This is a genomic window from Clostridium moniliforme (genome assembly GCF_017873235.1).
Taxonomy (GTDB): Bacteria; Bacillota; Clostridia; order Clostridiales; family Clostridiaceae; genus Clostridium; species Clostridium moniliforme.
Map to the genome: position 1 here is coordinate 591,136 of NZ_JAGGJZ010000001.1, position 23,804 is coordinate 614,939.

Sequence of the window (23,804 nt, forward strand, 5' to 3'; positions counted from 1 at the left end):
TTATTTTTATTAGACTTAATAAGTATACCATAACCATAAGTTTTTTCAATAATTGTAATATATAAATAAAAAACACTCTTTTAAAGAGTGTTTTTTATAGTATTTTATCTAAGCTGTTTCTGTATCTTCTTTAGTTTTTGATGATTTATCAATAAGCATTGGCCTTACTTCACCTTCTGGTAATCTTTCTACCTCTGGTTTAGCTCCATTTTTTATTGTATCTTCTGTTATTACTACCTTAGTTATTCTCTCATCTGATGGTATTTCAAACATAATATCCATCATCATTTCTTCTATTATTGCTCTTAACCCTCTAGCTCCTGTACTTCTACTAATAGCTTCTTCAGCTATTGTTTCTAGAGATTTTTCCGTAAATTCAAGATCTACATTATCAAGTTCAAACAATTTTTTATATTGTTTAATTAAAGCATTTTTAGGTTCACATAATATTTTAACTAAAGCATTTTTATCAAGTGATTCTAAAGTAACCAATATAGGAAGTCTTCCTACAAATTCTGGAATTAATCCAAATTTCAAAAGATCACCAGGCATTATTTCTTTAAATAATGTTCCTAAATCTTTTTCTTTCTTTGATTGAATATCTGCTCCAAAACCAATTGAACTCTTTCTTGTTCTTTTTTCAATTATTTTGTCTATTCCATCAAAAGCTCCTCCACAAATAAATAATATGTTTGAAGTATTTATTTGAAGTAGTTCTTGATGAGGATGTTTTCTACCTCCTTGTGGTGGAACTGAAGCTGTTGTTCCTTCTAATATTTTTAGAAGTGCTTGTTGAACTCCTTCTCCAGAAACATCCCTTGTAATTGATGGATTTTCTGATTTTCTTGCAATCTTATCTATTTCATCTATATAAATAATACCTTTTTCTGCTCTTTCTATGTCATAATCAGCATTTTGTATTAATTTTAATAGAATGTTCTCTACATCTTCTCCAACATATCCAGCCTCTGTTAATGTTGTTGCATCTGCAATTGCAAATGGAACATTTAAAACTTTCGCTAATGTTTGAGCAAGTAAAGTCTTCCCTGAACCTGTTGGTCCTAGTAATAATATATTACTCTTTTGTAATTCTATATCATCATTTGAGACTTTCTTACTATTTATTCTCTTATAATGATTATAAACTGCAACAGCTAATGATTTTTTAGCTCCTTCTTGACCTATTACATATGAATCAAGATATTCTTTTATTTCTTGTGGTTTAGGCAAATCTGTTGAAACGACTTCTTTTGTTTCTTCAAATTCGTCTTCTATAATTTCTGAACATAATTCAATACATTCATCACATATATACACTCCAGGTCCAGCTATTAATCTTTTAACCTGATCTTGATTCTTTCCACAAAAAGAACATTTTAACTGTTTTTTATCTTCATATTTAGCCATATTTTTCACCTCACTAAGGACAAGCCCTAAATTTATTATGCCTTTTCTATTTCGTTCTTAGTAATTACTTTATCAATTAAGCCATATTCCATAGCTTCATCTGCATCCATAAAATTATCTCTTTCTACATCTGCTTTAAGCTTTTCTAAAGGCATACCTGTATTTTTACTTAGTATTTGATTTAATCTATCTTTTATTCTTAAAATTCTCTTTGCATGAATGTCAAAATCAGTTGCCTGACCTTGGAAACCACCTAAAGGTTGATGTATCATTATCTCTGCATTTGGAAGAGCATATCTCTTTCCTTTTTCACCTGATGAAAGTAAGAAAGAACCCATTGAAGCTGCTAATCCAATACATATAGTACAAACATCTGGTTTTATATATTGCATAGTGTCATATATAGCCATACCAGCTGTAATTGATCCTCCTGGACTATTTATATAAACATATATATCTTTATCTGGATCTTCACTTTCTAAGAATAAAAGCTGAGCAACTACTAGATTTGAAGTATCATCATTTATTTCACCATTAAGCATTATTATTCTATCTTTTAATAGTCTTGAAAAAATATCATAACTTCTTTCTCCTCTATTTGTTTGTTCAACAACCATTGGAACTAAACTCATAACTGTTCCCTCCTTTATTAATGTAACTTAAATAAAATTATACATCAATATAATTATTTTGTTAATTGTTTTATTTGAAATAATTGCCAGAAAAATATTTTCTGGCAATTATCTAATGATTATATATATTTAGTTTTATTATATCAATTATTTGCAGTTATCTTCTAATAACTTTATTGTCTTTGTTACAACTATATCTTTTTCAATCATAGCTCTTTGAGTTTGCATTAACATTTCAGCCATCTTTTCAGCTTCATCTCCTGCATACATCTTAGCTACTTCATTAGCTTTTTCTTTTACTTCTTCGTCAGTTGCTTCGATTTTTTCAGCTTCAGCTATAGCTTCTAATACTAAATCAGATTTAACTTTCTTTTCAGCATTTTCTCTCATGTATGATCTCATTTTTTCTTCATTGTTTCCAGTGAATTGCATATATTGTTCTAATGATAATCCTTGGTATTTTAATCTATTTTCAAGATCTCTAACCATAGCATCAATTTCTTTTTCGATCATTACATTTGGAACATCCATATTTGAATTTTCTATAACTGCTGTTACTAATTCATCTTCAAATTCTCTTTCTATTGAAGTTTTCTTAGTTTCTTCTAACTTTCCTTTAATATCAGCCTTTAATTCATCTAATGTATTAAATTCTGATACTTCTTTAGCAAATTCATCATCTAATTGAGGAAGTTCTTTGAATTTAATTTGTTTAATCTTTACTTCAAAAGTAGCTTCTTTTCCATTTAATTCTTCTTTTCCATAATTTTCTGGGAAAGTAACTTTAACTTCTTTTTCTTCATCAGTAGTTAAACCAATTAATTGATCTTCAAAGTTATCTATAAATGAACCAGAACCTATTTCTAATGGATATTCATGTCCTTCTCCACCTTCAAAAGCAACTCCATCAATGAATCCTTTGAAATCTATAACAGCTATATCGCCTTTTTCAATTTTTCCATCATTTTTAGTTTCTACTCTAGCATTTTGTTGTTGCATATTTTTTAGTTGTCCTTCAACTTCTTCATCAGAAACTACAACTTCTTTTTTCTTTACTGATAATCCTTTATATTCTCCAAGTTCAACTTCTGGATATAAAGTAACTTCTGCTGTGTAAACTAATTCTTTTCCTTCACCAACTTCTAAAACATCTATCTTTGGATAGTCTACTGGTTTTAATTTATTTTCTTGTATTAATGTTGGATAAGTTTCATTTATTACAGTATTTATAGCATCTTCAAATAATACTTCTACTCCATAATGTTTCTTTACCATTGCCATTGGCACTTTACCTTTTCTAAATCCAGGTATATTAAAATTTTTCTTATTTTTGTTGTAAGCTTTATTTAAAGCAGCAGTAAACTTCTCTGCTTCCACTCTCACTTCAAATTTAACAACATTAGCTTCTATTTTTTCCATTTTAGCTTCCATCTGCTTTTCCTCCTAAAATAGTTCTTTATTCTCATATATTAACTACGTTATTATAACATAAATTTCTACATATTATCAAATGCTTTATTATATATAGAGTTTTTTACTATTACTTTAAAATACTTCCCTTATCATTAAGTACATATTCATTTTTGTCTATTTTTATTTCTATTCCTTTTTTTGGAACAACTTTCCCGAATTCTATGTTTTTAGCTTTTGTATTTCTTGCAAAAATGTTTGTATTATTTTTTATATTATATATCCATGCATATTGATTCTTAGCCGCTGTCCCAAAATAAGGTAGGTTGCTTATATATACAATGCAGTCATCATCTAAAAACTTTGCATCAGAAGTCCATAAATATTTTTTTTCTCTTTTTAAGATAGATTCTTTATGAAACTTTTGTCCTTTAGTTGAAACATATTCTTTTCTTGTAATATCTTTGACTTTTCCATCTATATCTATAAGTTGCATATTCTGATTTTCATCTAATGTTAGTATCATTTGTTTATTAGGAGATATATCGTAATTTAGTCCCTTAACATCTTCTACAGAAACAAATTCTTTTTTATCATCAACAGTTTTATACTCACATTTTAGAACTAAATTTTTCCCAAGCTTCACATCCATATAAGTTTTTTTAGGTGGTTCTGGTTTAGTCTCAGCTTCATTAACTTTAGATTCTTCTTTTGGTTTTTGTTCTATCTGATTATCACTATCTGCCCAAGCTTGCAGTTTTGCTCTTACATTAGAAAAATCTATTTTTTCTATTTTAAACTTATATATAAAAACTCCAGCTATTGTTGCAACTATACTAATCAAGACTATAATTTTAGCCTTTCTTTTTTTCATTTTCTTTTCATAATCTCTACTAAAAATACTTGGTTTAGCCAAAATATTTACCTCCTAAACTTGCTAATACTAAATTCATTATACAATATTTATTTTAAAAAAGAATATCTAACTTATTATATTTTACTTACTTTTTCTTTTTTTGCATTTGCAACTACATTCTCTTATTCCTAAAGATTTTTTTTCTTCTTTAGTAAGCTTAGCTACATTATTTGAATATTCTTCATATTCTGGAGTATCCTTTAAATGAGTTTTCTTCTCTATTATTAACATAACAATCCTCCTTTACAATATCATATTTTAACAAAATTTAATAACATTCTAAAGTATATTATTATAAATTTACAAATAAAATCTCTTTATTCATTTATTAAATATATTTTTATTCATATTTCTACATTTTTAAACATATTCTTAACTATTTATTAATAAAAAGTAAATTTATTTCTTCTCTCTTGGAATACCTTTTCATTTCTAGTATAATTATATTAACAAATAAATTATAAATAAAGCCCATACCACTCTATTAGCAAACGCTATAGAGTTTAAATAAACCCCACAAAATGTTCATTTATTCCCTTTCTTAAATGAACATAACCCTTTAACCTGTACTATTATAGTGCAGGTTTTTATTTATTTTATTTAAAAAATTAGCCAATGAAATTATTCACTAGCTAATTTTTCAAGTTTCTTTACAAAGAAAAGTTTTCTACACTATTAATAACCCATTCTCCATTTTTATATACTACTCTAGTTAAAAATTTCTTTGTATTTTCTTCTTTTCCAAGTCCAAATAAAAATTTGCTTATATTATATTTCACATTACAAACTACAGTTCCTGTATACTCACCATCTTTATATTCAAATTTACTTTTATCCTTATCTATGTTTAAAGAACTAATATTATATTTATTTTTTAATATAATATAATTTTTTTCTAATACAGAGTATATTTTATTTTTTGCCTCTTCAGTAGACATTGTTATAACATTTTTATCTTCTTCATTAAGAGCTTCAAATACACTTTTATAAAACTCACTTATTGAATTATTAACATCATTCCAAAGTTTTTCATTAGAAATATTTAAATTTAAATTAATATCTGAAATTTCTCTAACTTCTTCTTCTGTTCCAGTTATCACTCCCCATGGGAATTCTTTTTTAAGAGATAGTTTTATACTTCCATCTGAAGGCATTGGCCCTACATCTTTAAAATTTTCAACTTTAATTCCACTATCTTCTCCATTAACTAAAACATCAGCATCTTTAAAACTACTATCTATAGTTACTAATACACCATCTAATTTTAAGTTTACAGTTTGATTGTTCATTAAAGTTATATTTTCTTCTTTTTTTATTTTTCCATATTTATTATCTACAACCCCAACTAATTTATAATTTCCAGGTATTAGTTTTTTTAACGTTTCTCCTGATTTAATTTTTTCTTTATTATTTAATGTTATATCAGCTTCATCAAAATTGCTTATAACACTAAGATTAAAAGTTTTAAGCTCCACATAGTATTTATCAAAAAATAATCCTTTTTCTGATTCTAACTTAAAAATTGACTTAGAATTATTTTCTTTTAAATCATCAATTACATTATTTACTTCAGAATTTTTTCCTTTATAATACTGTACCAATGGCTTTAAATCATTTTTTGGTACCTTTTTATCATTTACTCTTATTATACTATCAAGTTTATATAAGCTTCCTTTTTGAAGTCCGATTTCAAGATTTTTTAAAACCTGATCTTTAGTAGTTCTAGTATTTCCAACCATATAACCTAAAAATAAAAATACAGCAATAAATATTACTACTAAAATTTTAGTATTTTTCTTAAAAAATTCTTTATGATTTTCTTTATTTATATTCTTAACTTCATTATATTTCCTAAGAAATATACGTTTAATATTATTTATATATTTTTTTAAATCCATCCCAATCACCCCTGTATAAATTTCTAATTAAAATAACATACAAATAATTCCCCAATATTTGCATATTTTTTATTCTAATATATCAATTATCCACTTACCACAATCAACACATTTATAAACTCTTATAACAAATAAATCTAAAGATTTATCATTTAATACATTCTCAAACTTTTCTTTTTCTTCCTTTGTAATAAATTCATCTTCTCCATTTATATATCCATGAATCTCAACATAATAATTATCTTTACTAACCTTACAACATTCATTAATTTCAACACAACTTATTTTTTCATAAGTTAATTGATCTTCTAATTCTTTTATTATAGGAATTATATCCTCATATTCTTTTATATCATCTAAAAAGTCTTCTTCATAAAAAGACATACCTTTTATTTTAAATAGTTCTTTCATTTTATCTTCCTCCTAATATATACTCTTAATACAGTTCATATTCTTCACCATTTATAATACTATGCTATAATATAAAAAAGCAATTCATATATTTTAATGGAGGGGTTTTAATGTTTTTTGATAGTCATATGCATACAAAATTTTCATCAGATAGTAAGATGCAAATTGAAGATGTAATAAAACAAGGACAAACTTTGAATATAGGAACTATTTTAACAGAACATATGGATTATAATTATCCTAAAGAAGATTTATTTAAATTTGACCCTAATAAATTTTTTAATGAATACTCAAAATATAGAGGAGATAATCTTCTTCTTGGAGTAGAAATTGGATTATCTTCCTCTTCTCTAAGTAAAAATAATGATTTATCAACTTCTTATCCCTTTGATTTCATTTTAGGTTCAATCCATTCAGTTAACGATGTAGATATATTTACTGATGAAAGTAAAAATAATCTTACAAAAACAGAATATCTTACTTTATATTTTAAAGAAATGATAAAAGATATTAAAGAATTTGATAATTTTGATTCATTATCACACATTGACTATCCTTGCAGGTACTTAAAAGGAAAAGATAAATCAATAACCCTATCAGAACTTGGAGAATATGTTGATGAAATATTTAAAATATTAATAGAAAAAGAAAAATGTTTAGAAATAAACACTAAGAAATTTGATGATAAAAATTTCATTTATTCTATTTTTAATCTTTGTAAAAGATATAAAGACCTTGGTGGTAAATATGTAACAGTAGGTTCAGATGCTCATAACAAAAATAGAATAGGAAAAGATTTTAATATTGCAAGAGATATAATACTTGAAGCAAATTTAACACCTGTATACTTTAGTGAAAGAAAAATAGAAATAATTCATTTATAAAATAAAGCTATGACCTTATAAGCCATAGCTTTATTTTATATTTCTATGCATTCTTTTAAATTCTTTTTTGATTAAAAGAAAATCTTCTAAATCATTTAAGAACTGAAAAAGCATAGCTCTATTTTCAAATTCTTCTCTAGTTTTTGGTAATTCCATGCATTTATATTCAGCTCTTAATCTATTCAATTTATATAAAAGTTCCACACAATCATTATCTGAATATATGTTATTCCCTACATTTTCAGTAAATGTAGACATTATAAGTGTTTGATCATAAGTTATTGAAAATCTTGAAAAATGCGAATTCATTCTTTTTATTGTATCAAATTGTTTTATACGCATTTCTATATAATCAATAAAATAAAACTCATTTTTAAATAAATAATTATTATTTATTTTATAAGCTAAAATCCTAGTTTCTTCAAGAATACTTTTAACCTTTTTAAATCTTTTTCTTTCATTTATTGGTACAGATTTTGTTACAAGACTTTTTGCCATATCATATATTATATCTTTATATTGATCTTCAATAAATTCTTTATTTTTATTAAATTTAGATTCTAATGATGGCATATATAAATTAAATATAGATGCAATACCAATTCCTATTAAAGTTAAAGCTTCTTCATTAAATATCCAGCTTAAATTTATATTGCTTCCTGTTAGAAGGTGAGTTGATAAAACAGCACCAACTACCATACCTTCTTCCATTTTAAATTTTTTTGTTATAGGAATAAATGTAAGCAAGAACAACCCAAATATTAATGGATTATTGCCTAACAGTATATATAATACAAAAGATAATACTACTGCTATAGTTGCTGCTATAATTCTTTTTCCTCCAACTAATAAAGCTTCTTTTTTTGTATCTTGAATGCTAAGTATTGATATTATTCCTGCTGTAACTCCAAACTTAACTCCAAGTAAATTTGCTATAATTATTGAAATTGTTGCAGAAGCTGCCATCTTAAATGTATTTTTTCTTAAAAACTCCATATTTATTCCTTCCCTTAAACCAAACTCTCTTTTACCTTCTTGAATGAGTAATCTAAAAGTGACTGTAAATTGTTATTATTCTTTCCTCCACCTTGAGCTAAATTTTCACTTCCTCCACCTCTTCCATCAATTAGAGTAATTGAGTCTTTAAGAAGATTATTCATATTAACTTCTTTTACATCTTTAGATGATGCAAATATCAAATTAGCTTTATCTTTATTTTTAACAGCTATTAACACTACAACTTTTGGATTTTCTGTAATGCTTGCAGCTAACTTACTTACATACTTAATATCTTTTCCATCATATATTTCTTTTATAATTGAAACATCAGAAACTTTAGTTGCATTTTCTATAAGTTCTTTTATCTTATAACTTGATAATTCTATATTAAGAATTTTATTTTCATTGTTTGATTTTTTTAGTTCTTCACTTAAATTATTTATACTATTTATAGCTTCATTTTCATTACAGTTTAAAAATTTGCATATTTTCTTTGAAAAATCACTTTTTTCAAAATAATCATTAATTGCTCTTCTTCCGCCTAAATATTCTATTCTTGTATTCCCTTTATGTCTTTCATGTCTTAAAAGCTTTATACATTGAAGTTCTATTGTATTACTTGGATGAATTCCACAGCAAGCATTTATGTCTAAACCTTCAATTTCTACAACTCTTATTTTTTCATTTGTATTTGGAAGAGCTCTTCTAAGTCCCATCTTTTTAAGTTCTCTCTTTTCTGGAAATAAAAAATTAACTTTTAGATTATTAAATATATTTTCATTTGCATATATTTCAGCTTCTCTTATTTGTTCTTCTGTTACATCTCCAACTATATCAATTGTACTTTTTTCTTTTCCAAGATGAATACCTGCTGTATTATGATTAAAAAGTTTAAAGAAACATCCTGAAAGTACATGTTGGGATAAATGTTGCTGCATATAATCAAATCTTCTATCCCAGTCAATTTTACACTTAACTTTATGTATTTTTATAGGTTTCTTAGAAACTACATGATACACTATGCCATCTTTTTCATATACTTCTTTAACTTTATGTTCACCTATCATTCCTAAGTCTGATGGCTGCCCACCTCCCCCTGGAAAGAAAGCTGTTTTATTTAAGGCTACATGAAAACCATCATTCTTTTCTAATATTTCTTCAATTTCTGCTGTAAACTCTTTTATATATTGATCTATATAATATAACTTTTCCAAATTCTAATCCTCCTCTTTAAACTACAAAAAATGCAGCTGCAATAATTATATAAACAGCTAATAATTGAACACCTTCAAGCCAATTTGACTCACCATCACTTGCTACTTTATTAGCAATTAAAACAGATACTATAAGTGATACAAGTTCAAATAAATTAAACACAATACTCATAGGAGTAAATAAAAGACTTAAAAATATTAAAACTGGTGCAACAAATAAAATTATTTGAAGACTTGAACCAATTGCTATTTCAACTGCTACATCCATTTTATTTTTAAGAGCCATAACAACAGCAGTACTATGTTCAGCTGCATTCCCTATTATAGGAATTAAAATTATCCCAACAAAAAATTGACTTAATCCAATAGATTCAGTCATAGGCTCAACGGCTCCAACTAAAAATTCACTTTCAATTGCAATTAAAACTGTAGAAACTGCTAATACTCCTATAGATTTTTTTAAAGACCACTTTGCTTCTTCACCTTCTTCTACACTACTTTCATATAAGTCTTTATGAGTAAAAAATGAAAAAACTAAACTTAATATATATATTAAAAACATAATTATAGCTACTATAATGCTTAATCCTTCATATTTAGTATTTAATAATTCTGGTTTAACTGTGTGAGTAAATATTGCAGGAACACTTAGCCCAATAACGGCAAATAAAAGCATACTAGAACTTACATCAATAACTTTTTTATTAAAGCTTTGAGTCTTAAATTTAAGTCCTCCAATAAACATGCTAGCACCTAAAACTAATAATGTATTTCCAATTACTGAACCTGCTATTGATGCCTTAACCACATCAAAAAGACCACTTTTTAAAGCAAAAAAGGAAATTATAAGTTCAGTTGCATTTCCAAATGTAGCATTTAAAAACCCTCCTATCTTTGGACCTGTATAAAACGAAATTTCTTCTGTTGCCTGCCCCATAATTCCTGCAAGGGGAACTATTGCAAGAGCAGATAATAAAAATAAAATTGTAGAAGATAAATTTAAAAATTCTCCAATTATACTTATAGGTATAAATATTAGTAAGTATTTTAAAAATTTCATAATGATACCTCTCTTCTTCATTTGTCTAATTATTTTTATATAATTATACAACATATTTATTAATTATGTAGCAATTACTATGACACTGAATATTACTAAGTTTTCATTTACTTTTTGTTCAATTAATTCATTTAAAGTACTTATATTTTACTCACATTTAATGCAAATATTTCAAAAATACTGTTGACTATAATATTTTATGGCGTTATAATAAGCACATGCACTACAAAAGTTGCTAAATAAATTAATAAAAAAAGACAGTGAAGAGAACAAGTAAAAGTATCTAAGTCTTTACAGAAAGTTACCGGATGATGAGAGGAACAAAGACATTTATTTTGAATACATCTTGGAGTCGTACATTGAACTCTACTTTATAGATATTAGATGTTATCGGTTAAGTGCCGTTAAAAACTTTTAATGAGGTTATATATTTAAAATATATAATAAATTAAGGTGGTACCACGTGAGCAATCTCGTCCTTTATTATGGATGAGGTTTTTTTTGTTATATAAAAATAAATTAATGCTCATAAAAAATAAAAAACTATATAAAGTAATTATTTATAACATAAGTTGCAAAGAGTTATAAATAAAAATTTATATAGCAAATAAAAGAGTCAAAAATTTGCACAATTATTGCTCTTCTACAATATTATTATTTCACACATATTATTATATTGTTTTATTTAAAGAAGGTCAATAATTAATGCAAAATTTATGAAAATACATTAGTTATTGGAGGTTGTAATGATGGAAAGAAATGTTTTAGACATCCTAAAAGAACGTGGATACATTAAACAATTCACACATGAAGAAGAAACAAGAGAATTATTAGGAAAAGAGAAAGTTACTTTCTACATAGGATTCGATCCAACTGCTGACAGTTTACATGTTGGTCATTTTATTGCATTAATGTTTATGGCACATATGCAACAAGCTGGCCACAGACCAATTGTATTAATTGGTGGAGGTACTGTAACTATTGGTGATCCAAGTGGAAAAACTGACATGAGAAAAATGTTAACTGATGAACAAATTCATCATAATGTTGAATCAATAAAGAAACAAATGTCAAGATTTATTGATTTTGAAGATGGAAAAGCTATCTTAGTTAACAATGCTGATTGGTTAAGAGGATTAAACTACATTGATTTCTTAAGAGAAGTTGGTGGACACTTTACAGTAAATAAAATGTTAGCCGCTGAATGTTTCAAGAAAAGATTTGCTTTAGATAGAGGTTTATCATTCTTAGAATTTAACTACATGTTAATGCAAGCATATGATTTTGTAGTATTAAACGAAAAATATGGTTGTAAAATGGAACTAGGTGGAGACGACCAATGGTCAAATATGATTGCTGGTGTTGACTTAGTAAGAAAGAAAAAAGGTAATAGCGTATATGCTATGACTTGTAGTTTACTTACTAATAGCGAAGGTGAAAAAATGGGTAAAACTGTTGGAGGAGCTTTATGGCTTGATCCTGAAAAAGTTTCACCATTTGAATTTTTCCAATACTGGAGAAACATCGATGATGCTGATGTTGAAAAGTGCTTAAAACTATTAACATTTGTATCAATGGATGAAATTAAAGAATTATGCTCAGTTGAAGGAGCTGAAATTAATGAAGCTAAGAAGAGATTAGCTTTTGAAGTAACTAAATTAGTTCATGGCGAAGAAGAAGCAAACAAAGCTTTAGCTGCTTCACAAGCTTTATTTGAAGGTGGCGTAGATTTAGAACACGTTCCTACTATAGAAATAACTGAAAATCACTTAGGAAACAATCTATTAGATGTATTAGTTGAATTTGATGTATTCCCATCAAAATCAGAAGCTAAAAGATTTGTTAATCAAGGTGGATTAACTATAAACGAAGAAAAAGTTTTAGATATTGCAAAAACTCTAGAAAAAGAACATTTTAAAGAAGGTTTTGCAATGATTAAAAAAGGTAAAAAAGGTTTCACAAAAATAATAATAAAATAAATTACTTAAATAAATTTTTATACTGTACATGTAAAAAATAATGCTTTAATAAAAAAGATTCGGAAAAAATAAATAATGCTAATTTAAATAATTATAATGCTAAAAATTTAAATAAAAACACACTGTTCATAAAAGTTAAAAATAGATAAAAATAAAAATGCTAATAACTTAAAATTATAAGTTTAAATAAGTCAATCATTTTATAATGCAAAAGGAAAAGGATATCGATGTTTAATGCTTTGTCGATATCCTTTTTCTTTTTTTAATTATCTTTATTAACTTATTAAAATCTTTTTTATTTAAGTTTTTAATAATTACCTTTCCTATTTCATTTTATAAATTATATGAGAATTTTAATAGTTTTATTAAAATTCTCATATAAAAAAGTGACAAGTAAAACTTGCCACTTATAATTTTTATTTTTTATTATTTTACACCATAAATTTTATTTAATTTATGTTGAATTGCTTCATGAATTTTACCCATATATTCATCAAATACTTTTTGATCATTTATATATGGTGTAAGTACACAAGCTCTTAAGATAGTAACCTTTTGTTCCTTATCCCATTGATCTTTAGTTATTCCACATTCTTTAACAAAAGATAATGGACTTTGTCCATAATCAGGTACTGCAAAATCAGTATGTGATGTTATAAAGTCGTTAGAATATAATCCGCCATCAACATATGATGCTTCATCAAAGAAATCATGATTTAACTTATTCATCTTAGCTAAATCAGTATTTCCTTTTTCATTAAACACAAAATCAACCATATTAAAATCTGGTCTTGTTAAATTATGCATTTCAATTATTTTATCTCCTACTTTAAATTCTTTTCCTTCAAAATAATTGTATAAATTATATGCACCTTCTATACCTGCTCCAATAAGTTTTCCATATCCAGTAATATTTAATGGTAATATTCTATGTGCAACCCAAACTGATGCAGCTGTAGCTCCTGCCTTTGATCCTTCAAGCATAAATGCTCCAAGAAGTGCTGGTATATCCATTCCTTTTTCAAATACATAAGTTGCAAAATATGAAATTGAATCTCTCATTCTCTTATCTTTTATTACAATACCACCTGCTGCATAAGGTACATATCCCATCTTATGAGGATCTATTGTAATTGAATCACCTTCACTCATTGCCTTAAATGCTTCATAAGTTTCATCTGAAGGCCAATCAGTTGCTTCATTTAAGAATACTCCATTTTCTAAATATTTTTTCTTTAATTCATTTTTAGGTATGAAATTATAATTTTCATCTAAGAATATTGATCTTGCATATCCACCATAAGCTGCATCTACGTGTACATAGAAATTAATTCCTTCTTTAGATAATTTATTTCTAACTTCTATAATTTTGTGAATATCATCAACAGCTCCTTCTTCTGTTGAACCAACAACTCCAACAACTCCTAAAGTTGGAATTCCCTTTGATGCGAATTCTCTTATTTTTCTTTCAAGTACTTCTGTATTCATTCTATATTGTTCATTAACTTCAATAGCTTCAACATTATCTAATCCAAGACCTATAATATCAGCAGCTTTAAGCCATGAATAGTGTTTTGTTTGAGGTACTAACCATTTTCCTAGTTTATTAATATTTTTTCCACTTCTTGCTGAATAATTTTTTAATTCATCTAACTTATCTGGGACTTTAGCTACTAAATCTAAAATTTCTTCTGTTGACATATTTAATAATTCCCATTCAGTTTTTCCTTCAACTAATTCTGGTGCAACTTCTTTCATTGCAAGTGGTAATGATTTAATATTTCTAGCATACCAGATACCTTCTAAGTTAGCGATTGATCCATCTGCACAAATATGGCCCCAACCTTTTTTACATCCCATAAGCTTTGCAAAATCTCCACCTACTTCTTCTTCCATTTCTGAAGTTCCTGGTGATGATTCATAAGCAACATTGTTTCCATTGTATAACATTGCTCCAAAGTATCCAAGTAATGCTGGCATTAAAGTTTCTGAATTCATATGTCCTAAAAATCTTGGTGAATGCCATGGTAATGATTGTGATCTTAGCTTTCTTGATAATTCTGTTAAAACTTCCTCCATTTTATCTGAGGTAAAAATAAAATCATCTTTATTCATATCACTTCTTTTTATTATTGGCATATCTTCTGGATGATAATTTTTTCTCCATTCACTATGATCTTCGAATAACATTTTTAAATATTTTTCGAAAGTTTCCTTATTCTCTGATTTTGGTCCTAAAAATAATGCTTTTAAGTTTAAATCTTGTCCCTTCATTTCAATCTTCTCCTTTGTAAAAAATTCTTAAATGCTTTAAATATTTTATAATATAGCATTTAAAATAATGCTAATGAATTTTAAATGCTATATTAATATCAAAATTCAATTTTTATTTTTGTTTTTTCCATTCTGGTTTTTTGAATTTAAATATAATTAATGGTATTACTATACTTACCACTGTTCCAATAATTTGGAATATAATATAACCAGCATGTTGACTTGGTTCTAATATTGATGGTGGTATTAAACTTACTATTATAGTGATTGCAACACCAAACAATGCAAGTAATGATATAACCCACATTAATCCGTTTCCATGTGAACCTAATCTAAATGGTCTATCAATATCAGGTCTCTTATATCTTAATACTATTGCTGATATGGCGATTAAAATATAAACTATACAATATACTATAGTTGTAGTTATAGTTATCATAAAGAATGCACTATTTACATTTGGAACAATTACATATACGAATGAAACTAATGAAATAACAGTAGCTTGTATTAAAACAAATGTTATAGGCACTCCTTTATCAGTTCTTTTTTGGAAAACTGGAGGTAAATTTCCTTCTTCAGCAACCTTTATCATTGCCTTTGATGGTCCAAGTACCCAAGCACTTAATTGCGCTAATACACCAATTGCTATCATAGCTGATATTATATTATTAAATATTGATGGTATTCCAAGACCTTTACAATAAATAACAAATGGTTGAGTTATATTTGCTAATTCTAATTTTCCATAAGGAACTGCATTTGATACTGTTAATCCTGCTATTAAATTGAAAATTACCAAAAGAATTACTGAAGCTATAACAGCTATAGGATAATTTTTCTTTGGATTTTCAATATTATTAGCATGAACTGATGAAATTTCAACACCTGTAAATATAAACATAATTCCAGAAAAATAAGTTAAACTTCCAAAATCCTTGAAATTAGGCAAAACATTACTATGAGTTAAATAACTATCAGGTTGAAATCCAAATTTAAATGCATATGCAAGTCCTAAAACTACAAGTGCTATAAATGGAATATAAACACCTATTAAAGCTCCCCAATTACCAACTATTTTAACCATATCGAATTTAAGATTTAATAAAGTAACTCCCCAATAAGAAATAAGTATAACTACAAATACGAATATGTGATTTTGTGCAAGTTCTGCATCACCAACAACATATCCAAGTAAAACCCCAACTGTTGAAGCAACCATTACCATACCAAAGAACATTTGCACCCATAAAAGCCATGATGTTACAAATCCCCATTTTTCTCCAAGTGCTTCTTTGGCCCAAACTTGTGGTCCCCCTTCTTCTGGCCATCCTGTAGCAAGCTCTGCTGCTATTAATGATATAGGAATAGCAAAAACTATAACTGCTCCTATAAGATAAAAAATTTGTGTCCATCCAGTAATAGCTAACGTAGGAACACTTCTTACTGTACCAAAGAATGCCATTGTTATTCCTATCAGTTGGACTAGAGTAAGTTTTTTAACACTGCTCATAAAACTACTTCCTTTCCGAAAAATATTTAGTTTTAATAAAGCCTCTAATAACCATTCTTTTATTACAAAAATTATTTCGCCAATTTTATAACAAAAGAATATTAATTAAAGGACGTAGCTGAACTACACTTCCATATTATACCTAATAAATTCATTGTCAAATTTCCCAGATTTTAATAATTTTTATATGTACATATTTTTTTCTTTTTATATAATTTATTTATTTTAATTTTACTTTTTATTAATATTTTTAATACATTTAATTAACTATATATTTATTTTTTTTAAAATATAGTTATATTTAACAATCAATTTTATTTTTTTATAAAATAAATATTCTTTTTTTATGTTTTTTTTGTAAACTTATATTAAGTTTAGGTTATAAACTATTAATAACAAATACTTAAATTAAAATATTACATATATTCTATATTATTATTATATTTTTATAGCTAATCTTTAATAAATTATACTCTATTTTTTGATTAAAGCCCTTTATACTTTCTTATAAATAAAAAGAGGAACTCATATAATATGAGTTCCTCTTTTTATTTATATTATCTTACATCATAGATGTTTTCTAATTTCTTTTGAATTGCAGCATCTACTTTTTCCATGTATTCATCAAATGTTGACATATCATTTATATATGGTGAAAGTACGCAAGCTCTTAATACTGTAACTTTTTCAACTTTATCCCACTCTTCTCTTGAGAATCCAAGTGATTTAACAAATGGATATGGGCTGTTTCCATAGTCTGGTACTGCGAAATCAGTGTGTGAAGTTATGAAGTCATTATCATATAATCCACCCTTTGCATATGAAGCTTCTTCATAGAAATCATGATTTAATTCGTTCATCTTAGTTAAATCAGTGTTTCCTTCTTCATTGAATGCAAAGTCAACCATGTTAAAGTCTGGTCTTATTAATGTGTTAAGGATAACCTTCTTATCTCCAACCATAAATTCTTTTCCATTGAAGTGGTTATAAAGGTTAAATGCTCCTTCAATTCCAGCTCCAATAAGTTTTCCGTATCCAGTGATGTTTAATGGTAATACTCTGTGAGCTGTCCAAACTGATGCAGCTGTAGCTCCTGCCTTTGATCCTTCAAGCATGAATGCTCCAAGAAGTGCTGGTATATCCATTCCTTTTTCAAATACGTAAGTTGCAAAGTATGAAATTGATTCTCTCATTCTCTTATCTTTTACAACTATACCACCTGCTGAATAAGGGATATATCCCATTTTGTGTGGGTCAATTGTTACTGTATCACATTCGCTTATAGCTTTGAATGCTTCATAAGTATCATCTGAAGGCCATTCAGTTGCTTCATTTAAGAATACTCCATGCTCTAAGTATTTCTTCTTTAATTCATCTTTAGCTATGAAACTATAATCTTCATCTAAGAATATTGATCTAGCATATCCACCATATGCAGCATCAACGTGTAAATAGAAGTTAATTCCTTCTTTAGCTAACTTATCTCTTACAGCTACGATCTTATGGATATCGTCAACTGCTCCTTCTTCTGTTGAACCAACAACTCCAACAACTCCTAATGTAGGAATTCCTTGAGCTGCATATTCTCTTATTTTCTTTTCAAGAACTTCTGTATTCATTCTGTATTGTTCATTAACTTCTACAGCTTCAACTTGTTCTAAACCAATTCCGATTATATCAGCAGCTTTAAGCCATGAATAGTGCTTAGTTTGAGGAACAAACCATTTTCCTAACTTACCTAAGTTCTTACCACTTCTAGCTGATTTAGCTTTTAAATCATCTAACTTTTCTGGTACTCTATCAACTAAATCTAAGATTTCTTTTGTTGACATGTTTAATAATTCCCATTCAGTTTTTCCTTCAACTAATTCTGGTGCAACTTCTTTCATTGCAAGTGGTAATGATTTGATATTTCTAGCATACCAAATACCTTCTAAGTTAGCGATTGATCCGTCTGCACAGATGTGTCCCCAACCAATTCCTTCTTCATATCCCATAAGTCTTGCAAAATCTGCTCCAACTTCTTCTTCCATTTCTGAAGTTCCTGGTGATGATTCATAAGCAACATTGTTTCCATTGTATAACATTGCTGCAAAATATCCAAGTAATGCTGGCATTAAAGTTTCTGAATTCATGTGTCCTAAGAATCTTGGTGAATGCCATGGTAATGATTGTGATCTTAACTTTCTTGATAATTCAGTTAAAACATCTTCCATTTTTTCAGCAGTCATAAGATAATCTTCTTCATGCTTGTCAGCATTTTTTATTATACAATTATCTTCTGGATGATAGTTTTTTCTCCATTGGCTATGATCTTCAAATAACATTTTTAAATGTTTTTCAAATGTGTCTTTGTTTTCTGACTTTGGTCCTAAAAATAATGCTTTTAAGTTTAAATCTTGTCCACTCATTTTTAAATGCTCCTTTTCATATGTTTTGTCAGTTTACAAATCATATGAACATTTAAAATGAAAGATTAACTTCATTTTAAATGACCATACGGTTTTTAACTTTAAATTTTATAATGCTTTTTTTAAATTTTATAATGCTTTTTTAAATACTATTTATATAAACTAAATATTATTTATCAATTTTCTTCCATTCAGGTTTCTTAAACTTGAATATAATTAATGGTATTATTACACTTACTAATGTTCCAATGATTTGGAATGATATATAGAAAGTATGTTGACTTGTTGGTAATATTGATGGTGGTATTAAACTTACTATTACAGTAATTGATACTCCAAATATAGCAAGTAATGCTACAATCCACATTAATCCATTACCTTTAGCTCCAAGTCTAAATGGTCTGTCAACTTCTGGCATTTTATATCTTAATACGATAGCTGCTATTGCTATTAGAATGTAAACTACACAGTAAAGTATAGTTGTTGTTACAGTTATCATAAAGAATGCACTATTAACGTCTGATGTTACAACATAAGTTATTGATATTATTGAAATAACTATAGCTTGTATTAAAACAAATGTTATTGGTACTCCATTTGAAGTTCTCTTTTGGAAAACTGGAGGTAAGTTTCCTTCTTCAGCAACCTTTATCATTGCCTTTGATGGTCCAAGTACCCATGCACTTAATTGAACTAGAACACCAATTGCTATCATAGCTGATATTATATTATTAAATATTGATGGTATTCCAAGGTTTTGACAGTATATAACAAATGGTTGAGTTATATTTGCTAATTCCATTTTTCCAGCTGGAACTGCATTTGATACTGTTAATCCTGCAATTAAGTTAAATATAACTAATAGAATAACTGATGATATAACAGCTATTGGATAGTTTTTCTTTGGGTTTTCAATATTATTAGCATGAACTGATGATATTTCAACACCTGCAAATATAAATATAATTCCTGAGAAGTAAGTTAAACTTCCGAAATCATGGAAATTTGGTATAAGTTTGCTTGAATCGAATGCTCCTAAACAACTATTAGGTTGTATTCCGTTTTTAAATAAATAAATTAATCCTAATACTACAAGTGCTATAAATGGAATATAAACACCAATTATTGCTCCCCAGTTACCAACTATCTTAACCATATCAAATTTAAGATTCAATAAAGTAACTCCCCAATAAGAAATAAGTATAACTACAAATATAAAGATGTTATTTTTTGATAAGCTTTCGTTACCTACAACATATCCAAGTAAAACTCCAACTGTTGAAGCAACCATTACCATACCGAAGAACATTTGAACCCATAAAAGCCATGATGTTACAAATCCCCATTTTTCTCCAAGTGCGGCTTTAACCCAAACATGAGGGCCTCCTTCTTCAGGCCATCCTGTAGCAAGCTCTGCTGCTATTAATGATATAGGAATAGCAAATACAACGACTGCTCCTACAAGATAAAAAATTTGTGTCCAACCATTGATAGCTAACGTAGGAACACTTCTTACTGTACCAAAGAATGCCATTGTTATCCCTATAAGTTGGAATAGTGTAAGTTTCTTAACACTGCTCATAAGACTACTTCCTTTCTTGAAAATATTTAATTTTCATAAAAATCTATTATACTAATTAAATTTAAATATAATAAACTTTTATTTATACTATTCATTGAAAAATATTTTCTTTGTAAATTGAAAAATATTTTCTTAGAACAAGTACACTTTTATATATTATTCACTTTTATCTTTTTGTCAAATTAACATATCATTTAAATAATACAATTTGTATACAATATTCACATTAAATTAATTTTATTTTCAATTTATTCATTAGATATTCTATTATACTTATTTTTTTATTCTCTTAATCTAGCATAATAAAATATTTTTTTTATTATTTATTCATAATTAAAGTATCAGAACCATTAATCTAACTTTTTTATTAACTAAAAATATATAAATAAATTAAGTAATTAATTCCTTTTTTATTCTATTTATTAAGTAATTAAATATAACTTTTCATAATATAATTTACTATTAATGTATTTTTCTAAACAAATTACTTACATAAAATTTTATAAATTATATTAAAGGAGAATTTATATGAGTAATAAATCAAACGCCAATTCTATTAAACATGCTTTAGGAATACTTATTATTTTTTTAATTCTAGTTATATTTGCTATTTTTTATAAAAATATTTTTTTATAAGTTAAAATACTAAATTTTAACTTATAAAATAAAAAATTGAATCTATATAATAGATAATAAAATCTCTATTTATATAGATTCAATTTTTATTATTTAAATTATTATGTTATTTTTTAGTTATCTCTTTTTTCTTATTAGTTAAACATAAAGCTAATATAAATCCTATTGCTGCAATTACAGCTGAAGCAATAAATAAATTTGTAAATCCATTATTCATTGTTTGTTGGAATGTATTTTCTATAGCTACTCTAGATCCATCCACTTGAGTTAAGTAATTTGCTTTCATTGAGGCAAATGCTTCATTCATAGTAGTATGTGGTGGAAGATGTCCTGCCATTCCTCTTTCAATTGCAGGTTTTGCTTTATCAAACATAAAGCTTGAAAATTCTTTCATTACTCCTGTAATACTTGTAACATCTGCATTTTGAAATGAATCAATTATATGCTTTGGAACTTCTGAATTTATAATTGAACCAGCCATACTTCCAGCTGTTCCAGGAACTTTAGGCATAACTTTCATAAGTTCTGTTGGCATTTTATCACCAGCTTCAGCAATAAAGTTTATTAATATATTTGGTGATATAGCAATTCCAATGCTCTTTATAAGAGATAGAGTTGACTGTGCTGATGCTGCATTTTCTTTTGGTACGTAAGTTTGCATTAAGTAATTAAGTGGTGTTCCCATTGTAAGTCCCATACCAGCACCCATTATTGCAAGAGCTATAAGTAGTACAATCATACTATTATTTTTTGCAACAATTAATGACAACATTAATGTACCTATAATTGTACAAGAAAATCCTACTAACAATACTGCTTTTGCTGAATACTTATCTATAAACTTACCACCTATAGGTGATGCTATACCTGTAAACACAGCCATTATAGTAATTAAATATCCACCTGAACCTTGTGCTAATCTTAATGAATTTTCACCAAATTGTGGAATAAATACAACACTCATCATTCCACATCCAACAGATAAACTCATAAGTAAAGTAAGACAAATATTTCTATTTCTAAAGTAATTTAAATCTATTATTGGATCTTCTGCCTTATTTTCACGATATATGAATAAAGGTAATAATACTACAAAAATAATTAGGAATGGATATACATCAGTTGATCTTAATGATTCACTAAATTTATGGAAGTTTAAATTTGTAACTGCATACATAATTGATGAAATCATAATCGCTGCAAGTATACTTCCAAATGTATCCATTTTTTTATCTATATGTTTTTGTTCAACTATTCTAATTCTAGCTGCCATTATAACAACTATTAAACATATTGGAACATTAATAAAAAATAATAATCCCCAATTATCTGCCCCAAATAAATTTATTATTCCAGATCCTACTGTAGGTCCAAGAACTGTTGCTATACCATAAGTTGCACCTACTAATCCTAGTGCTGAACCTCTTTTTGCAATTGGGAAGCTCTCTCCTATAAAAGCTGTTGCAACTGGCATAATTCCTCCACCACCAATAGCTTGTATTACTCTTGCTATTAGTAATGCATCATATCCACCTATGTAATCTGAAAATCCACATAAGGCTGAACCTATACCAAAAACTGCAACTGAAAATACGAACATTTTTTTCTTTCCATATCTATCTGACAACTTTCCTGAAATAGGCATTATAACTGCATAGGCTAATGTATAAATTGTAATCATCCAAACAGATGTATCTGCCCCTACTCCTAAAGCATCTGCTATTACAGTTCTAGCGGGAGATACTATACCTGAATCCATACCTCCTATAAATATTCCAAGCAAAAACATTATCATAAGTGCTTTTTGTACTTTTGGAGCATATCCATTTTCATTTTCCATTTTAATTCCTCCTTTATAAAAATGGTTCATTTAATTCATAAAAATAATATATAATCAAATTATTTATTAGTTAAAATACATATTAAATCATCAACAGAAAAAATTTTAGTTTTAATTATAGTAAGTATATTAGTTATTAAAAATTTACTAAGAGTTCTTTCATCTAATGAACTATTTATTGTTTTATTTCTTTTATAAAATAAAATCATATCATCAGTTATTAAATATAATGGTCTAAATATATTTTCGTGCTTAAATATAATGTCTCTTTCCTCATTACTAAACTCAATAAAAATATCAATATACTTAAGCATATAACAATTTAATTTATCATATATAAACTTTATTTTTTCATCAAAACCTATATTTAATAAATTAACCTCCTTTAATTCATCAATAACATAATCCCAGTCCTCTCTAATAATACATTTCAAAATTTCATTCTTATTTTTAAAATAATTATATAATGTTCCAAGTCCTATATTGCAAGTTTTAGCAAGCTCTCTCATACTCAATTTTTTATATCCATTTTTTTCAAGTTCAATTTTTGCTTCCTTTAAAATTTTTTCTCTAGGACTTTCTAATATTTTTGGCATTCACATTTCACCTCTTTATGAACCATGTTCAAATTATAGTTTTATTTCCAAGCTAAATCAATAAATAAACTGTAAGCATTTTGTTAAATAATAATTATTATTAAGAAAAAATTTTATTCTTTAATTTTAAATAAAAATTTTA

General features: G+C 26.8%; 18 protein-coding genes and 1 other annotated feature. Of the genes, 2 read left to right on the forward strand and 16 right to left on the reverse strand.

Translation table 11 applies throughout. The annotated features are described in order from the left end of the window. Positions 1–108 precede the first annotated feature (108 nt). The 7 genes from clpX to J2Z53_RS02840 form a co-directional block, all read right to left on the reverse strand. A complete protein-coding gene (gene clpX, locus J2Z53_RS02810; protein WP_209795700.1) occupies positions 109–1,407 on the reverse strand; it encodes an ATP-dependent Clp protease ATP-binding subunit ClpX in 1,299 nt (432 codons plus the stop codon). Positions 1,408–1,442: 35 nt separating this feature from the next. Next, entirely contained in the window at positions 1,443–2,039 is a 597-nt protein-coding gene (clpP, locus tag J2Z53_RS02815; RefSeq protein ID WP_209795701.1) for an ATP-dependent Clp endopeptidase proteolytic subunit ClpP, read from the reverse strand. A 147-nt stretch (positions 2,040–2,186) separates the two neighbouring features. Then, positions 2,187–3,470: a trigger factor gene (gene tig / locus J2Z53_RS02820; protein WP_209795702.1), complete on the reverse strand. Its 1,284-nt coding sequence runs from the start codon at positions 3,468–3,470 to the stop codon at positions 2,187–2,189. 109 nt (positions 3,471–3,579) lie between these two features. Beyond that, positions 3,580–4,365 carry a hypothetical protein gene (locus J2Z53_RS02825; protein ID WP_209795703.1) on the reverse strand — a complete coding sequence of 262 codons (786 nt, stop codon included), beginning with the start codon at positions 4,363–4,365 and terminating at the stop codon, positions 3,580–3,582. Positions 4,366–4,446: 81 nt separating this feature from the next. Further along, positions 4,447–4,596 carry a hypothetical protein gene (locus tag J2Z53_RS02830; RefSeq protein ID WP_209795704.1) on the reverse strand — a complete coding sequence of 50 codons (150 nt, stop codon included), beginning with the start codon at positions 4,594–4,596 and terminating at the stop codon, positions 4,447–4,449. Between the two features lie 419 nt (positions 4,597–5,015). Next, positions 5,016–6,263, reverse strand: a complete 1,248-nt coding sequence (locus tag J2Z53_RS02835) for a TcaA 3rd/4th domain-containing protein (protein WP_209795705.1) — start codon at positions 6,261–6,263, stop codon at positions 5,016–5,018. Positions 6,264–6,332: 69 nt separating this feature from the next. Beyond that, positions 6,333–6,674 (reverse strand): hypothetical protein, encoded by a 342-nt coding sequence (locus J2Z53_RS02840; protein ID WP_209795706.1) that lies wholly within the window; start codon positions 6,672–6,674, stop codon positions 6,333–6,335. Between the two features lie 110 nt (positions 6,675–6,784). Here J2Z53_RS02840 and J2Z53_RS02845 point away from each other — a divergent pair, with 110 nt between their 5' ends. Next, on the forward strand, positions 6,785–7,558 hold the full coding sequence (locus J2Z53_RS02845; RefSeq protein ID WP_209795707.1) for a histidinol phosphate phosphatase: 774 nt from the start codon (positions 6,785–6,787) through the stop codon (positions 7,556–7,558). A gap of 30 nt (positions 7,559–7,588) precedes the next feature. On the opposite strand, the gene J2Z53_RS02850 is transcribed toward J2Z53_RS02845, so the two are convergent. Genes J2Z53_RS02850 through cax form a run of 3 tightly spaced genes read right to left on the reverse strand, consistent with a single transcriptional unit; the run spans position 7,589 to position 10,831 of the window. Then, positions 7,589–8,554, reverse strand: a complete 966-nt coding sequence (locus tag J2Z53_RS02850; protein ID WP_209795708.1) for an aromatic acid exporter family protein — start codon at positions 8,552–8,554, stop codon at positions 7,589–7,591. Between the two features lie 14 nt (positions 8,555–8,568). Then, positions 8,569–9,771, reverse strand: coding sequence for an alanyl-tRNA editing protein (locus tag J2Z53_RS02855; protein WP_209795709.1), 1,203 nt, complete (start codon positions 9,769–9,771; stop codon positions 8,569–8,571). Positions 9,772–9,787: 16 nt separating this feature from the next. Then, positions 9,788–10,831: a calcium/proton exchanger gene (gene cax / locus J2Z53_RS02860; protein WP_209795710.1), complete on the reverse strand. Its 1,044-nt coding sequence runs from the start codon at positions 10,829–10,831 to the stop codon at positions 9,788–9,790. 251 nt (positions 10,832–11,082) lie between these two features. Further along, positions 11,083–11,315 (forward strand) — a binding site (T-box leader). Between the two features lie 265 nt (positions 11,316–11,580). Between cax and tyrS the strand changes: the two genes are divergently transcribed. Continuing rightward, on the forward strand, positions 11,581–12,810 hold the full coding sequence (gene tyrS, locus J2Z53_RS02865) for a tyrosine--tRNA ligase (RefSeq protein ID WP_209795829.1): 1,230 nt from the start codon (positions 11,581–11,583) through the stop codon (positions 12,808–12,810). Positions 12,811–13,236: 426 nt separating this feature from the next. Here tyrS and tdc (J2Z53_RS02870) read toward each other — a convergent pair whose 3' ends face one another. From tdc (J2Z53_RS02870) to J2Z53_RS02895, 6 genes are all read right to left on the reverse strand, one after another. After that, positions 13,237–15,084 carry a tyrosine decarboxylase gene (gene tdc, locus J2Z53_RS02870; protein ID WP_209795711.1) on the reverse strand — a complete coding sequence of 616 codons (1,848 nt, stop codon included), beginning with the start codon at positions 15,082–15,084 and terminating at the stop codon, positions 13,237–13,239. A 112-nt stretch (positions 15,085–15,196) separates the two neighbouring features. Next, positions 15,197–16,597 (reverse strand): tyrosine-tyramine antiporter, encoded by a 1,401-nt coding sequence (tyrP, locus tag J2Z53_RS02875; RefSeq protein WP_209795712.1) that lies wholly within the window; start codon positions 16,595–16,597, stop codon positions 15,197–15,199. 557 nt (positions 16,598–17,154) lie between these two features. Then, the gene (gene tdc, locus J2Z53_RS02880) at positions 17,155–19,008 is read right to left on the reverse strand and encodes a tyrosine decarboxylase (protein ID WP_209795713.1); all 1,854 of its coding nucleotides are present in this window, start codon (positions 19,006–19,008) and stop codon (positions 17,155–17,157) included. A 169-nt stretch (positions 19,009–19,177) separates the two neighbouring features. Beyond that, positions 19,178–20,590: a tyrosine-tyramine antiporter gene (tyrP, locus tag J2Z53_RS02885; RefSeq protein ID WP_209795714.1), complete on the reverse strand. Its 1,413-nt coding sequence runs from the start codon at positions 20,588–20,590 to the stop codon at positions 19,178–19,180. A 742-nt stretch (positions 20,591–21,332) separates the two neighbouring features. Then, positions 21,333–23,066, reverse strand: a complete 1,734-nt coding sequence (locus J2Z53_RS02890) for an MFS transporter (protein WP_209795715.1) — start codon at positions 23,064–23,066, stop codon at positions 21,333–21,335. Between the two features lie 59 nt (positions 23,067–23,125). After that, the gene (locus J2Z53_RS02895; protein WP_209795716.1) at positions 23,126–23,662 is read right to left on the reverse strand and encodes a TetR/AcrR family transcriptional regulator; all 537 of its coding nucleotides are present in this window, start codon (positions 23,660–23,662) and stop codon (positions 23,126–23,128) included. Between the last annotated feature and the right edge of the window lie 142 nt (positions 23,663–23,804).

What these genes read in the sequence shown, in the direction of transcription:
- clpX (WP_209795700.1), bottom strand. Translation starts at nt 1,407, where the DNA reads ATGGCTAAATATGAAGATAAAAAACAGTTAAAATGTTCTTTTTGTGGA.
- clpP (WP_209795701.1), bottom strand. Translation starts at nt 2,039, where the DNA reads ATGAGTTTAGTTCCAATGGTTGTTGAACAAACAAATAGAGGAGAAAGA.
- tig (WP_209795702.1), bottom strand. Translation starts at nt 3,470, where the DNA reads ATGGAAGCTAAAATGGAAAAAATAGAAGCTAATGTTGTTAAATTTGAA.
- J2Z53_RS02830 (WP_209795704.1), bottom strand. Translation starts at nt 4,596, where the DNA reads ATGTTAATAATAGAGAAGAAAACTCATTTAAAGGATACTCCAGAATAT.
- J2Z53_RS02835 (WP_209795705.1), bottom strand. Translation starts at nt 6,263, where the DNA reads ATGGATTTAAAAAAATATATAAATAATATTAAACGTATATTTCTTAGG.
- J2Z53_RS02840 (WP_209795706.1), bottom strand. Translation starts at nt 6,674, where the DNA reads ATGAAAGAACTATTTAAAATAAAAGGTATGTCTTTTTATGAAGAAGAC.
- J2Z53_RS02845 (WP_209795707.1), top strand. Translation starts at nt 6,785, where the DNA reads ATGTTTTTTGATAGTCATATGCATACAAAATTTTCATCAGATAGTAAG.
- J2Z53_RS02850 (WP_209795708.1), bottom strand. Translation starts at nt 8,554, where the DNA reads ATGGAGTTTTTAAGAAAAAATACATTTAAGATGGCAGCTTCTGCAACA.
- cax (WP_209795710.1), bottom strand. Translation starts at nt 10,831, where the DNA reads ATGAAATTTTTAAAATACTTACTAATATTTATACCTATAAGTATAATT.
- tyrS (WP_209795829.1), top strand. Translation starts at nt 11,581, where the DNA reads ATGGAAAGAAATGTTTTAGACATCCTAAAAGAACGTGGATACATTAAA.
- tdc (WP_209795711.1), bottom strand. Translation starts at nt 15,084, where the DNA reads ATGAAGGGACAAGATTTAAACTTAAAAGCATTATTTTTAGGACCAAAA.
- tyrP (WP_209795712.1), bottom strand. Translation starts at nt 16,597, where the DNA reads ATGAGCAGTGTTAAAAAACTTACTCTAGTCCAACTGATAGGAATAACA.
- tdc (WP_209795713.1), bottom strand. Translation starts at nt 19,008, where the DNA reads ATGAGTGGACAAGATTTAAACTTAAAAGCATTATTTTTAGGACCAAAG.
- tyrP (WP_209795714.1), bottom strand. Translation starts at nt 20,590, where the DNA reads ATGAGCAGTGTTAAGAAACTTACACTATTCCAACTTATAGGGATAACA.
- J2Z53_RS02890 (WP_209795715.1), bottom strand. Translation starts at nt 23,066, where the DNA reads ATGGAAAATGAAAATGGATATGCTCCAAAAGTACAAAAAGCACTTATG.
- J2Z53_RS02895 (WP_209795716.1), bottom strand. Translation starts at nt 23,662, where the DNA reads ATGCCAAAAATATTAGAAAGTCCTAGAGAAAAAATTTTAAAGGAAGCA.